Source organism: Vibrio sp. OY15 (assembly GCF_000742455.1).
Taxonomy (GTDB): domain Bacteria; phylum Pseudomonadota; class Gammaproteobacteria; order Enterobacterales; family Vibrionaceae; genus Vibrio; species Vibrio alginolyticus.
In genome coordinates, this window is sequence record NZ_JPIL01000006.1 from 441,567 (window position 1) to 454,997 (window position 13,431).

The following is a 13,431-nucleotide window of genomic DNA, read 5'->3' on the forward strand; positions in this document are numbered from 1 at the left end:
AGGGCTTACATGACAACCTCATTGCCCGCTCATTTGAGCGGGCTTTTTTATATCGAGGTTTTTCTAAAATGAAGAGCATTAAAGTGTGCTAGGAACGATTGGTATGCTTCGCTTTTGAAGATCATTAAGCTAATGATGGCAAGCAATGTACCCAAAGATGAAGAAATAGTACTACCATTTGCTACAACAAAATTAATGCTGCAAGTGAGAATGATAAAAGAGATAGTAAGTAAGTTTATTTTTGCAGCAACACTTAATCCTTTGCTTATTGTCAGAATGTTTGGAATGCATACAACAACAACCGTAATAGCTCCCAATGTAAGGAGGTAAGTATCTAGAGCAATGTGTTGAGTGAAAGAAAACCAGTCATTCCAAATGCTTAAGCTAATAGCCAGACCAATAGTCAATGCCAAGTATAAACATATACTTAGTGAGATGTTTGCTATGCTAATTGATTTAGTATTCAACTTTCAATTCCTCATAGATTCCAATAGCAAGATTTCTTAACTCTCCCGAATAACCGCTTCCTACTATGCTAATTGAGCCTCCAATTGCATCTAGAAGCTGATGAGAAATGGATGCGGATATTGTTGCTTGTGAATACCTCTTAGGAATTTCTCCTGACAACATTAGCTGTTTACGAGCTTTATTCGAAATGCTCGGAAGGTTTTTACGGATGATTTCTTTAGTTAATCTTGTTCTTTCTTGTCTGTTTAAGCCTTTTAGAATCTCGGGAACGCCTTTCTTAGTGGTTTGCTTAAGAGATTGAACCATTTTTATCGTTTGATATCCACTAGCGCCCGCTCCAGCTAAGGAGATGTAATCTAAAGCTTTAGTTGTATTTTGATACCACTCATTACTGTCTATATCCGATAATTTGTCTGGTGATTTAGATACCATACGGGTTCTTGCTACTCCAATAGCACATTGAGCTGTGGCAGCAACAGTAGCGGCGTGTGAGATATAGGACATAGTTACGCCCACAGGACCACTTACTGGTATTGTTAGCCCCGAACCAACTACCCCAATCCAGCCAATCGCTGCACCAATACAGCTAATGCTCGCTGATAGAAGCTCTTGATTGAATCTTGATTTTGACTCTTCCTGTTTTATTTTTTTTGCAAATTCTTGAGATGATTGTAATTTTATCGGTTCTCGTAGAATGATAAAGGTAGGATTGATATGGCATGTGGATTTAAAGTCTCTTAAGCGTACAACGGTGAATTTGTTATCAATATAAATTACACCCGCACCGCTAGTCTCTGGTTTAGCGTCAATAACGCTGAATAGCTGATTAATATTCACTATCTGTTCGATTTTTAAGCGTAATTGCTGTTCTTTTATTGATGGTCGAGTCAGTAAGGCTTCCATTATTTTCGTTTTTTATCAGATTAAATATTTCCTATTAAGACAGCATTTTCTTTTTCTATCAAAATATTAAGAGGCTCTTGAGGTGAGGCTCTATATTTGGATGTAATTGATATTTTTAATGTATCATTCTCTAGATTTATTAACTGATGAAAATTAGGAATAGATTGGTGTCTTGACTTTCCATTGGTAGTTTTGTGAATAAGTGCTACCGTTTCTTCCTCTTTGATACCTCTTCAAAAAGGAAGTGTAGTGGAAATCACGGTTGAAATTTTGTTGGCCTTATTTTTGGTTGCGACTGCCGCAGGCTTTATTGATGCGATGGCTGGTGGGGGAGGGCTCATTACGCTCCCTGCGCTTTTGGCTGCGGGGTTGAGTCCGACTCAAGCTCTAGCGACCAATAAGTTACAAAGTTCGTTTGGCAGTTTCTCTGCTAGCTGGTATTTCGTGCGTAACGGTATTGTTAGCTTAAAGGAAATGCGTTTTGCGATACTCTGCACTTTTATAGGCGCTGCAATCGGTGCCGAGGCTGTGCAGTTTATTGATGCTAGCGTACTCACCAGTTTGATCCCTGTTCTTTTGATAGCCATTTCCCTCTATTTTTTACTCGCGCCAAGTACGCGAAAAATCGATGGAGAACCAAAGTTATCTGAAGCGATGTTTGCGCTATGCATTGGTGGCGGGATCGGTTTCTATGATGGCTTTTTTGGCCCTGGGACTGGATCTATTTTTACTGTTTGTTTTGTTGCACTAGGTCACTTTTCTTTGGTCGAAGCCACTGCTAGAACCAAAATTCTCAATTTCACGTCAAACATTGCGGCACTACTCTTTTTTATCTTCGCTGGGTTGCCCGTGTGGAAGCTTGGCTTAACCATGGCTGTTGGCGGTTTTCTTGGTGCTCAGTTAGGAGCGAAGGTCGTGGTAAGTAAAGGACAAAAATGGATTCGTCCTCTAGTTATAGTGATGTCGATGCTTATGGCAACGAAACTTCTTTGGCAACAACATCAGCAATGGATTCTGTCAGTGCTTTAACTCGTTCGCTACGATATGTGCTGTGACGTAAGCAGATATGTATTGGTCGAACTAACTGATCTAGCTCTTCAAAGTCATAGCAGAACTTAGATGTGATATTAAGTGTCGTTAGGATAGATTTAGGGATTAAAGCGGGAGCCATACCTCCCAAAGCCAGTTGTGCTGCCGCAGTATACGAATCCATTTCCATCAAAGGTTCGATTCCGTGTTTGGATAAAATAGCTTGTTGATATGTGTTGGCAGGGTTAGTTAGGTCATTGGTCAAAATAGCTTTAGGTAGTTGTGAAAGTGAATGTCGACTGACAATTGAGAAAGGTTCATCGGCGAGGTGAAGGCTCATTAATCCATGATGAGGTGGTAGATAGCCAGCGCAAAATCCCAATGTTGCTTTGCCTGATTTCACATTCTCAATAATGCGTGGCGTATGATTGGTCGATATTCGTATGTACTGATCATGGGCAAAGTGTTCTGCCATGATCATGCTGAGGTATCCAGCGACTAAGGTTTCAGAGCAGTCTATCTTGATCAAAGAAGTATCTTCTATTTGTTGTTGATCATAGATCTGACCTCTTAACTCATTGAACGTTGGCTCGATCGTGTTGATGAGGGCAAGGCCATCGGAGGTCAGCTTTATGTGCCGACCATTCGGCTCTATCAATTTTTTTCCTAACTTCTTCTCTAGATTTGAAATACGTTTACTCACGGCAGATTGACTAATATAGAGTTGACTGCCTGTGCGGCTCATGGTTTTTTCTTTACTGAGGACAAGTAACGTTTCAATACCTTCAAGCAACATAATGATTAATGAAAGTTAGGAATGGTTGAGATAATTTAGCGAATTGCCCAAGAATTGGCGAATCAAATGAGCATAAATGAGAGGAGCCGACACTTGGTCGACTCCATGGTGAGTGATGTTGTTGGTGTTTAACGGTTAATGGCGAAAGTTGGCAGGGATAGATGCCAACGAATCGCACCGAGACGTATAATGAGCGTTGAGATTACACCAGCGAGTAAAGCCGTTGAGTGGTCATAACCCATGTTTACCGCCATCGTATGGAAGATGCCGCCAATAATACATGCCGTAGCATAGACTTCACTTCTTAATACCATAGGAACTTCGCGAGCCAGCACGTCTCGTATAATGCCACCGCCACAGCCAGTAATAACCCCCATTATCACCGCGACCATCCCAGAAGCATTGTAGGCGAGTGCCTTTTCTACTCCTATTCCTACAAATACAGCGAGACCGATGGCATCACAAACGGGTAATACCCACCATGAGAGTCGCTTGGGTCTTCGAATAACAAGCATGGTTAGTAGACACGTAACAAATATCACCCATAAGTAAGTCGTATCTGTTATCCAAAATACGGGAGTGGCACCAAGCGCCATGTCTCGGATTGTTCCGCCACCTATAGCAGTCACACTGCCGAGCACGATAACGCCGAATGGATCCATTTTTAAACGGCCCGCCAGTAATACGCCAGAGATAGCGAAAACAGCGGTACCAAACAAATCGATCATATAAAGCAGCATGGAGTCCATGTTACTTAGTACCTTTAAATAGTGTGAGAAAAAATGGGCGGAAATTGTACGGTATTTGCCACGAAATCGTTAGCGTTTTTGACGAACGCTTTTAAAGTGCTCACACACTTCCTTGATCGCGTTCAATGTGCGTGGTGTGGGACGGTTAATCCAATCAGAGTTTAGGGACCAGATGTGTTTGTTTTTAAGAGCAAGAAGCTCATTACTCCACTCAGCCCACATACCATCGTTACTCATTGCGTGACGAGAAGTAAAAATAACCTCTGGCTGGCGAGTAATGACTTGCTCGATGCTAACTTGAGGATAAGGCGCGCTAGATGCGGCGAAAATGTTCTCACCACCGCAAAAAGTAAAGACTTCACTTGGCCAGTTCTTTCCGGCGACAGTGATGATAGGCTTTTCACTCAACTGATAAAAGTAACTAACTTTCTCGTTCGTGTTGTACTGTTCTTTTAGTGTACTCAGCTGCGTTCTAAAATCTTCAGCGGCCTTTTTTCCTACTTGTGGAGTTTCGCTGTATTGGCTGAGTTGCTCGATATTATTGGCGATATCTTCTAATGAACCTGTAGTGGAGTAATAGATAGGAATACCGAACTGTTTAATTTTCTCCAACTCTTTAGCGGGGTTTCCGGCTGGCCAAGCAATCACTAAGTCCGGCTGAAGAGCAATAATGCGCTCTAATTTAATTCCTTGATAATTTGAGGCTCTTTCTAGCTGCTTTGCCTGTTCTGGATAATCGCTCATTTCGCTGACAGCAACAAGCTGCTCTCCTAGCCCTGCTGCAAAGGCAATTTCGGTGGCATGTGGAGCTAAACTTATAATGCGTTGAGCGGGTTGAGCGGGTTGAGCGGGTTGAGCGGGTTGAGCGAAGGTCGCTGTCGAAACAAACAGCGTTAATGCGAAGCATAATTTATTCATCATAATCCTTGATAAATTATTCCTAAAAGCAAACTTTGGATTGCGATCCAAGCCAGGACGCGCCAAACGAGCAGCGTATGTATTTGTGAAAGGTGAATAGCCGATGGCGCAATGCGCCCACCGATTTTTGCGCGCTCTGCACGCACACCTTGATAGATAGCAGGGCCGCATAAAGACAGTTGTAGTTTGTGTCCGATAGTACATAACACCCAGCTAGGTCCTGGTAAGGGCCAAGACTTCGCTTGCTGTTGTATTCCAGAGAGCACATTACTTGTATTCTTTCCGGCAGCTAAAAGTATGGCAAAGAGACGAAGTGGAATAATATCCAGAGTAGCAACCAGTTGAATCACAGGTTTACCAAAGGGCAAATATTGGCGTCGGCTAGGGGACCACACTCGCGCTGATTCTGTTGTGAGTCGATACATTAGCGCACCAATACCACCTGTTAGTGCGTACCAAAATAGCACGCCGATCACGTTGCGGCTGTATCCCATAATCAGGGTTTCTGAGCCAGCTTTACCTATGCCAACGATCGAGAGGTTACCAGTGTCGCGATTAAGATATGGTTGCAGTAATGCTCGACATTGGGCTTTGTCTTCCGAAGAGATACTTGTGACGAGCTGTTTCGTTAACGTTTCGCTGTTGCGCCAGTCTAGCGCAAGGATCAATAGAACCAGTTCATATAAAGGGATTTGCCAAACAAATGGCTTTACTGCAATCAGTAATATCAAGCAAGGAAACAGCATCAAGCCTAGTGCAAGACTGCCTGAGATTACACTCTGTGAGTAATTGTGATTATTGTTCACTTTGTTAGCTAGCTGCTCTGCTAGCTTTCGCCATAAAGTGATGGGGTGCGCTGAATGGGGGATTGGCACTAAAAGGTGCAAGATCAGTGCACCCCACATAATGAGGAGCGCACCGTTGGCATAAAATGACTGAAAAACTTCTTCCATGAATGAGTCGTTTACTTAATGAGTTCCAGCATTTTGAATACCATTTCGGAAGAGCTTTTTGCTGCTAGAGGCAGGAACTCATCAAAGCTCATTGGTGATTCTTTATCAGCGACATCAGAGATTGCACGCACAACAACAAACGGTGTGTTGAATTGGTGACAAGTTTGAGCGATAGCAGATGCTTCCATTTCTACAGCGATAACAGACGGAAAGTGTTTACGAATAAACTCTTGACGCTCAGCAGTACAAACAAACGCATCGCCAGTACAAATTAGGCCGCGAACCGCATGAGTGTTTTCCATTTGTGCTAGGGCTTTTTCTGCTAAGTCCATTAGCTTGTCATCCGCTTTGAATGCAGCTGGTTGACCGGCCATTTGGCCAATTTCATAACCAAAAGCGGTTACGTCTGCATCGTGATGACGAACTTCTGTAGAGATAACTACATCGCCAAGGTTTAAGCTTGAATCGAAACCGCCAGCAGAGCCTGTGTTAATCACAACGTCTGGTTGGTATTCATCAAGAAGGATTGTCGTGCCCACTGCCGCTGCAACTTTACCGATGCCCGATTGTAGTACGACGACTTCGACATCGTTAATTTGACCAGAGAAAAACGTACAACCTGCTTTATTTACAGTTTTGCAGTTTGTAATTGCTTGCTTCAGGATGGTCACTTCTTGTTCCATCGCACCGATGATACCAACTTTCATAACACTCTCTTTAGGTAAATATTTTAGTTGGCCGAGAGTATAGCACTCCCCGTTGGCAGTTTTCTATTTGATGAGCTTAGCTTGAGTGAGCTTTTCTCGTAATTGATCGGCGCGCTTTCTGTTTACGCCAAAGTCAGAGTAGCCCACACGAGATTCCGAGCGCACAATCAGTTGGTCTCCTGCTATTTTTAGTTCGAGGTCATCCACGAAGCGCATGATTTTAGATGTGCACTCGATACGAAGGTAGTTGCTTTCTTTCACCGCGGTTTTCGCGCCTGGCAGTTCAAGCGCAACTTGCTCAATAGCGTCGATGTTCGCTGAATCAACTAAGATAAATGGCGTTAGGTTGTATTTTTCTCGCGTGTCTTGGGTGGAGACGCAGTTTGGTTTGTCACCACAAGGTGATTGAGAACGATCCGTCATGGTTGTGACTCCTTGGCTACAAGCGGTTAAGCCGAGCAAAGTAATGGAAAGGAGAGCGGCTTTTTTCATTATATTTACTCTTATAATTTTGTTTCTAATTATATGGATACAAAAGAAAAAGGATCCAATAACAGGACCCTTTTTGTGAGGTTAGCTGAGATTAAACTTCGAGGTAATCGAGAATGCCTTCTGCCGCTTTTCGTCCTTCATCAATTGCGGTTACGACAAGATCAGAACCTCGTACCGCATCGCCGCCCGCGAAGATCTTTTCATTGCTGGTCTGGAATTGGAACTCTTGCTTCGCAGGGGCTTTGATACGACCCCACTGATCCAAATCGACATCAAACGGTGCTAACCAGTCCATTTTGTGCGGCTGGAAACCAAACGCCATGATAACAACGTCTGCTGGTAGAACGTGCTCGCTGCCTTCAACGGGCTCTGGGCGTCGGCGACCCGCTTCATCAGGTTCACCAAGTGCGGTTTTCACCACTTTGACCCCCGAGACTTTGCCTGACGCATCCACTTCAACTCCCAAAGGCTGAAGGTTGAACATGAACTTCACGCCTTCTTCCTTTGCGTTTTTTACCTCGCGACGAGAGCCCGGCATGTTGGCCTCATCACGACGATAAGCACAAACTACGTTGGAGGCACCTTGGCGAATTGAGGTACGAACGCAGTCCATTGCTGTATCACCACCACCCAGTACGACGACTTTCTTTCCTGCCATATCGATAAAGGGTTGGTTACTCTCAAGATCCATGACTTTGTAGGTGTTCGAAACTAAAAATGGCAGCGCGTCATACACACCCGGCGCATCTTCATTATCTAGACCAGCACGCATGTATTTATAGGTGCCAACGCCCAAGAAAACAGCATCGTATTCATCAAGTAGCTCTTGCATTTGGACATCTTTGCCTACTTCCATGTTCATGCGGAACTCGACGCCCATTTCAGTGAACACACGGCGGCGGTTTTCCATCACGCCTTTTTCAAGCTTGAAGGAAGGAATACCGAAGGTCAGAAGGCCTCCAATTTCAGGGTAGCGGTCAAACACGACTGGCTTAACGCCATTGCGCACTAGGATATCCGCGGCAGCCAAGCCAGCTGGGCCTGCTCCAATGATTGCGACCTTTTTATCGGTCCACTCCACCTTGGACATATCTGGCTTCCAGCCCATTTCAAACGCTTTGTCGGTAATGTACTTTTCTATGTTACCGATGGTGACGGCACCAAAGTCATCATTAAGCGTGCATGAACCTTCACATAGGCGGTCTTGAGGACAAACGCGCCCACATACTTCCGGTAGGCTGTTGGTTTGATGCGATAGTTCAACCGCTTCAAGAATACGACCTTCATTGGCAAGTTTTAACCATTGAGGGATGTAGTTGTGGACTGGGCATTTCCATTCACAATATGGGTTGCCACAATCTAAGCAGCGATCCGCTTGTGCAGTCGCCTGTTGTTTAGTGAACGGTTCATAGATTTCAACGAACTCGATCTTACGAACTTTGATAGGCTTTTTCGCAGGATCTACACGCTGCACATCGATAAATTGATAAACGTTCTGGCTCATGATTCAAACATCCTCCATGATTACTGTGCTTGAACACGCAGCTCTGCGGCACTGCGGCTCTGGTGACCAAGTAGCGTGCGAAGATCTGCCGCTTGTGGTTTCACCAAATAGAACTTTGGAATCCATTCATCAAAGTTCGCCAAAATATTTTCAGCATGACTCGACCCTGTTTCTTCAAGGTGTTCCGCAATTAGGCCACGCAAATGTTCTTGGTGGATGTAAAGATCGGACAATGAGATAGCTTCGACAGACTCAGTATTAACTCGACCTTCAAAGCTTTGGTTCTCATCCAGAACATAGGCAAAGCCTCCAGTCATACCCGCGCCAAAGTTCACACCTGTCGCACCAAGAATGGCAACAATACCGCCAGTCATGTACTCACAAGCGTTATCGCCAGCACCTTCAATGACGGCTATCGTACCTGAGTTTCGTACGCCGAAACGCTCACCTGCTTTACCGGCTGCAAATAGTTTACCGCCGGTCGCGCCGTACAGACAGGTGTTACCAATGATGGTTGCTTCATTACACTTAAATGCAGTGCCAAGGTGAGGTTTGATAACCACTTTACCACCCGCCATGCCTTTGCCCACGTAGTCGTTCGCATCGCCCGTGAGGTAAAGCTCTACACCACCTGCGTTCCAAACACCAAAGGACTGGCCTGCGGTGCCGTCAAGATAGATTTTGATAGGGGAAGCCGCCAACCCTTGGTTGCCATAGCGTTTTGCTATTTCGCCAGATAAGCGTGCACCAACAGAACGATCAGTGTTGATGACATTGTAGAAGAAACTTGCCGATTGACTGTTTTCGACCGCATGCATGGCATCATCAACGATCTTTTGGTTGAGCTCAGCTTTATCAAACGGTTTGTTTGGCTCTGTCCAAAATAGCGGATGGCCCTCAGGTGATACTGGAGCTTCTAGAATATTGGATAGATCCAGCTTGGTCTGTTTCGCTGTAAATCCCTCTACTGCCTCAAGTAAATCGGTACGACCAATCAAGTCCGTCAGCTTTTCAACGCCAAGTTCGGCGAGTAATCCGCGCACTTCGTCTGCCAGGCCGATGAAGTAATTCATCACCATTTCTGGTAGACCTTTGAAGTATTCTTTACGCAGTGTCTCGTCTTGAGTCGCAACCCCAGTTGCACAGTTGTTGAGGTGACAAATTCGTAGGAACTTACAACCCATAGCGACCATTGGCGCAGTACCAAAACCGAAGCTTTCTGCACCTAAAATTGCGGCTTTAACTACGTCTAAACCAGTCTTTAGACCACCGTCTACCTGTAGGCGGATCTTATGACGCAGACCATTAGCAACCAGAGCTTGTTGTGTCTCTGCCAACCCCAACTCCCAAGGGCTACCAGCGTATTTTACCGAAGTTAATGGGCTTGCTGCGGTACCACCGTCGTAACCCGAAATGGTAATAAGATCAGCGTAAGCCTTGGCTACACCCGTTGCGATGGTGCCGACACCTGGCTCGGAGACGAGTTTTACCGAAACCAGCGCATTCGGGTTGACTTGTTTAAGGTCGAAGATCAGCTGGGCCAAATCTTCAATCGAATAGATATCGTGATGCGGAGGAGGGGAGATCAGAGTCACGCCTTGTACCGAATAACGCAGTTTTGCGATTTCTGCGGTGACTTTGTGTCCTGGTAGCTGTCCACCTTCACCCGGTTTCGCACCTTGTGCCACCTTGATTTGCAGTACATCCGCATTAGTCAGGTAATGCGGCGTTACACCAAATCGGCCAGAAGCAATCTGTTTGATACGTGAGTTACGCTCAGTACCGAAACGGCGAGGATCTTCACCGCCTTCACCCGAGTTAGAGTAACCACCAAGACGGTTCATCGCCGTTGCAAGTGCTTCATGCGCTTCTGGGCTAAGTGCGCCAATAGACATTGCCGCTGAGTCAAAGCGTTTGAACAGTTCAGTGCGTGGTTCTATTTGCTCAAGTGGCAGCGGTGAGTCTGATTTTTTCAGCGACATTAAGTCACGCAGCATGGCAACAGGGCGTTGGTTTACCTGCTTAGCAAAGCTCTGATAGTCGTTACTTTCGCCAGATTTAACGGCCTGTTGCAGCGTGCCGACGACATCCGGGTTGTAAGCATGATATTCACCTCCATGGACGTACTTTAACAAGCCGCCATGATCAATCGATTTGCGTTTCGCCCATGCTTTACGAGATAAGTTTGTAAGATCTTGCTGGAAGTCGTCAAAATTCGCGCCTTCAATTCGAGTTGTGACGCCTTTAAAACACAGATCGACCACATCTTGGCTCAAGCCAACTGCTTCAAACAGTTGTGAGCAGCGGTAAGAGGCGATGGTTGAGATCCCCATTTTCGACATGATCTTGTACAGGCCTTTGTTGATGCCGTATTGGTAGTTTTGCATCACATCGCGGTAGTCTTTCTCTAGTGCTTTATCATCAATCAGTTTACCTAAAGCTTCATAAGCAAGGTATGGGTAAACCGCAGTAGCACCAAAGCCAAGCAAGACAGCAAATTGGTGTGGGTCACGAGCTGTTGCGGTCTCAACAACAATGTTGGCATCGCAACGTAAGTTCGCGTCAATCAGACGAGTTTGAACGGCGCCGACTGCCATTGCTGCCGGAATTGGTAACTTACCTTTGACCAAGGCTCTGTCCGAAAGAACCACTAAAACCGTGCCTTCACGAACGACTTGCTCTGCTTGCTCACACAGATCATTAATGGCTTGTTTAAGATCTTTTTGTTGTGGGTCGTAGTTGATATCGAGAATGGTATTACGGTAATGATCGTCACTCAGCTCTAGTAGTTGCTGCATGTCTGAATAGAGCAGTACTGGAGAATCAAAGGTTACACGATGCGCGTGGCCATCGGTTTCACAGAAGACGTTCATCTCCTGGCCGATGCTGGTCGCTAGCGACATGACGTGTTTCTCACGCAGCGGATCGATTGGTGGGTTGGTGACCTGCGCGAACTTCTGACGGAAGTAATCAGTCACCAAGCGCTCTTTCGAAGAAAGAACCGCCATCGGGGTGTCATCACCCATCGAACCGACGGCTTCTTGCCCCATATCACCGAGGACACGCAATACTTGATCGACTTCTTCATTGCTCATGGCAAACTGCTTTTGATAAGTCTTAAGCAAGTCTTCATCAAAGCTGCGCTCACCTACTTGATCTTCAGGCAGCTGAGAGAACGGTGTTAGTTTGCGAACGTTGTTCTCCATCCATTCGCGATAAGGGTGACGAGATTTCAGGTCATTATCGATCTCGCTAGACTGCCAAAGCTTACCTTTACGAGTGTCGATGACGAGCAATTCCCCCGGACCTACACGACCTTTTTTGGCAACTTCATCTGGGGCGTAATTCCAAATCCCTACCTCAGATGCCAGAGTGATCAGCTTGTCTTTGGTAATTACATAACGCGCAGGACGTAGACCGTTTCGGTCTAGGTTACAAGCAGCATAACGACCATCGGACAGTACGATACCTGCTGGGCCATCCCATGGTTCCATGTGTTTGGAGTTGAAATCGTAAAACGCACGCAAATCCGGATCCATATCCGGGTGGTTTTGCCATGCTGGCGGTACGAGCATACGCATGGCACGGAAGATATCCATGCCGCCAGCTAAAAAGAGATCTAGCATATTATCTAAGCTAGACGAGTCTGAGCCTGTCTCGTTCACAAACGGTGCTGCAGTTTGTAGGTCAGGCAGCAGTGGTGACGAGAACTTATAAGCACGAGCGCGTGCCCATTGTCGGTTACCTTCAATGGTATTGATCTCACCATTATGAGCAAGGTAGCGGAACGGTTGAGCTAATGGCCAACGCGGTTGAGTGTTGGTAGAAAAACGCTGGTGGAACAGACAGATAGCAGATTCCATACGTAGATCGGCAAGATCAAGATAAAAGCGCGGTAAGTCCGCAGGCATGCATAGGCCTTTGTACACCAAAACTTGAGTCGACAAGCTACAGATGTAGAAATCCGGATCTTCGGTGATTTGTTTCTCGATGCGACGGCGTGCGATGTAGAGGCGACGTTCAATGTCACGCTCGCGCCAACCTGCCGGTGCAGAGATAAAGACTTGCTGAATATTTGGAAGCGAGTTGGCCGCAATTGGACCGAGTACTTCTGAATTAGTTGGTACTTCACGCCAACCAGCCACAGTTAGCGTCTCTTGCGCCAGTTCTTTGTTGACGATGTCTTTAGCGAGTTGAGCTTTGACTGGATCTTGGTTGAAGAAAATCATCCCTACGGCGTATTGCTTGCCAAGGTTGAAACCATTTTCTTCGGCAATAAGACGTAAATAGGAATCGGGCTTTTGTAATAGAAGACCACAACCATCACCAGTTTTACCATCGGCGGCGATACCACCACGGTGAGTCATGCGGTCAAGTGCAGAAATTGCTGTACGTACCAGCTTGTGGCTTTGTTCGCCTTCCATATGCGCGATCAAGCCAAATCCACAGTTGTCTTTCTCAAGACTTGGATCATAAAGAGCCATTGCAATTCTCCCTTTGCTTATCCGTCATCCCGACAGATATATCAACACTGCTTACGTTGATATCGATGACTAACTATGCGTCATCTTTATAGCTTTATGTATAATTATTCAGTAAAAGTTGTGAAATATTTAACATTTTTTGAGTGTTTTATTTTCATCAACTTCACAAGCTATAGCTTATTGTAAAAAAGGTCAAGTTATTAGTGGATCATCACGTGAATATACGATTTACCATTTAATAAGCTAAAATAGTTTAATAATTTCAAATAGATAGAAAATTGATTGTTACAAAAAAGTAACATTTGATTCTGTGGGAGATAAAAAAGACCAGCATAAAATGCTGGTCAAAATAGAAAGATTGGAAGGAATTGTTTTCTTTCTTCACCAATAGCCATCGATATTGCTGATGGCTATTAGGCAATTGAAAG

Annotated in this window: 11 protein-coding genes; 1 reads left to right on the plus strand and 10 read right to left on the minus strand. The window is 45.2% G+C overall.

Going from position 1 to position 13,431, the window contains the following annotated elements; translation table 11 throughout:
- Positions 1 to 47: 47 nt before the first annotated feature.
- Both IJ23_RS25290 and IJ23_RS09195 read right to left on the minus strand, forming a co-directional pair.
- Entirely contained in the window at positions 48 to 467 is a 420-nt protein-coding gene (locus IJ23_RS25290) for a hypothetical protein (protein WP_155396149.1), read from the minus strand.
- Entirely contained in the window at positions 457 to 1,371 is a 915-nt protein-coding gene (locus tag IJ23_RS09195) for a hypothetical protein (protein WP_025768414.1), read from the minus strand. The genes IJ23_RS25290 and IJ23_RS09195 overlap by 11 nt, the downstream gene beginning before the upstream one ends.
- 249 nt (positions 1,372 to 1,620) lie before the next feature.
- Between IJ23_RS09195 and IJ23_RS09200 the strand changes: the two genes are divergently transcribed.
- A complete protein-coding gene (locus IJ23_RS09200; protein ID WP_005381847.1) occupies positions 1,621 to 2,400 on the plus strand; it encodes a TSUP family transporter in 780 nt (259 codons plus the stop codon).
- Here the strand turns inward: IJ23_RS09200 and IJ23_RS09205 are convergent.
- The 8 genes from IJ23_RS09205 to gltB all read right to left on the minus strand — a co-directional run bounded on the left by IJ23_RS09205 (position 2,342) and on the right by gltB (position 13,003).
- Positions 2,342 to 3,196 carry a LysR family transcriptional regulator gene (locus IJ23_RS09205; RefSeq protein WP_017821479.1) on the minus strand — a complete coding sequence of 285 codons (855 nt, stop codon included), beginning with the start codon at positions 3,194 to 3,196 and terminating at the stop codon, positions 2,342 to 2,344. The two genes, IJ23_RS09200 and IJ23_RS09205, sit on opposite strands and share 59 nt — an antisense overlap.
- A gap of 128 nt (positions 3,197 to 3,324) precedes the next feature.
- Entirely contained in the window at positions 3,325 to 3,945 is a 621-nt protein-coding gene (locus tag IJ23_RS09210; RefSeq protein ID WP_005387377.1) for a TRIC cation channel family protein, read from the minus strand.
- A gap of 69 nt (positions 3,946 to 4,014) precedes the next feature.
- Positions 4,015 to 4,863 carry a vitamin B12 ABC transporter substrate-binding protein BtuF gene (btuF, locus tag IJ23_RS09215; RefSeq protein ID WP_033906095.1) on the minus strand — a complete coding sequence of 283 codons (849 nt, stop codon included), beginning with the start codon at positions 4,861 to 4,863 and terminating at the stop codon, positions 4,015 to 4,017.
- Positions 4,863 to 5,816: a cobalamin biosynthesis family protein gene (locus IJ23_RS09220; RefSeq protein ID WP_033906096.1), complete on the minus strand. Its 954-nt coding sequence runs from the start codon at positions 5,814 to 5,816 to the stop codon at positions 4,863 to 4,865. Before IJ23_RS09220 ends, btuF begins: the two co-directional genes overlap by 1 nt.
- An 11-nt stretch (positions 5,817 to 5,827) precedes the next feature.
- The gene (gene mtnN, locus IJ23_RS09225; RefSeq protein WP_005381837.1) at positions 5,828 to 6,523 is read right to left on the minus strand and encodes a 5'-methylthioadenosine/S-adenosylhomocysteine nucleosidase; all 696 of its coding nucleotides are present in this window, start codon (positions 6,521 to 6,523) and stop codon (positions 5,828 to 5,830) included.
- A 63-nt stretch (positions 6,524 to 6,586) separates the two neighbouring features.
- Complete coding sequence (locus tag IJ23_RS09230; protein WP_025768418.1) at positions 6,587 to 7,015, minus strand: DUF1499 domain-containing protein; 429 nt, start codon at positions 7,013 to 7,015, stop codon at positions 6,587 to 6,589.
- Positions 7,016 to 7,106: 91 nt separating this feature from the next.
- Positions 7,107 to 8,519, minus strand: a complete 1,413-nt coding sequence (locus tag IJ23_RS09235; RefSeq protein WP_005381833.1) for an FAD-dependent oxidoreductase — start codon at positions 8,517 to 8,519, stop codon at positions 7,107 to 7,109.
- Between the two features lie 20 nt (positions 8,520 to 8,539).
- On the minus strand, positions 8,540 to 13,003 hold the full coding sequence (gltB, locus tag IJ23_RS09240) for a glutamate synthase large subunit (RefSeq protein ID WP_033906097.1): 4,464 nt from the start codon (positions 13,001 to 13,003) through the stop codon (positions 8,540 to 8,542).
- Positions 13,004 to 13,431 lie beyond the last annotated feature (428 nt).

Bases quoted from the DNA above. Each gene is read 5' to 3' on its own strand.
- mtnN (WP_005381837.1), bottom strand. From the start codon at position 6,523: ATGAAAGTTGGTATCATCGGTGCGATGGAACAAGAAGTGACCATCCTG.
- IJ23_RS09220 (WP_033906096.1), bottom strand. From the start codon at position 5,816: ATGGAAGAAGTTTTTCAGTCATTTTATGCCAACGGTGCGCTCCTCATT.
- IJ23_RS09235 (WP_005381833.1), bottom strand. From the start codon at position 8,519: ATGAGCCAGAACGTTTATCAATTTATCGATGTGCAGCGTGTAGATCCT.
- IJ23_RS09195 (WP_025768414.1), bottom strand. From the start codon at position 1,371: ATGGAAGCCTTACTGACTCGACCATCAATAAAAGAACAGCAATTACGC.
- IJ23_RS09210 (WP_005387377.1), bottom strand. From the start codon at position 3,945: ATGGACTCCATGCTGCTTTATATGATCGATTTGTTTGGTACCGCTGTT.
- btuF (WP_033906095.1), bottom strand. From the start codon at position 4,863: ATGAATAAATTATGCTTCGCATTAACGCTGTTTGTTTCGACAGCGACC.
- IJ23_RS09205 (WP_017821479.1), bottom strand. From the start codon at position 3,196: ATGTTGCTTGAAGGTATTGAAACGTTACTTGTCCTCAGTAAAGAAAAA.
- IJ23_RS09230 (WP_025768418.1), bottom strand. From the start codon at position 7,015: ATGAAAAAAGCCGCTCTCCTTTCCATTACTTTGCTCGGCTTAACCGCT.
- gltB (WP_033906097.1), bottom strand. From the start codon at position 13,003: ATGGCTCTTTATGATCCAAGTCTTGAGAAAGACAACTGTGGATTTGGC.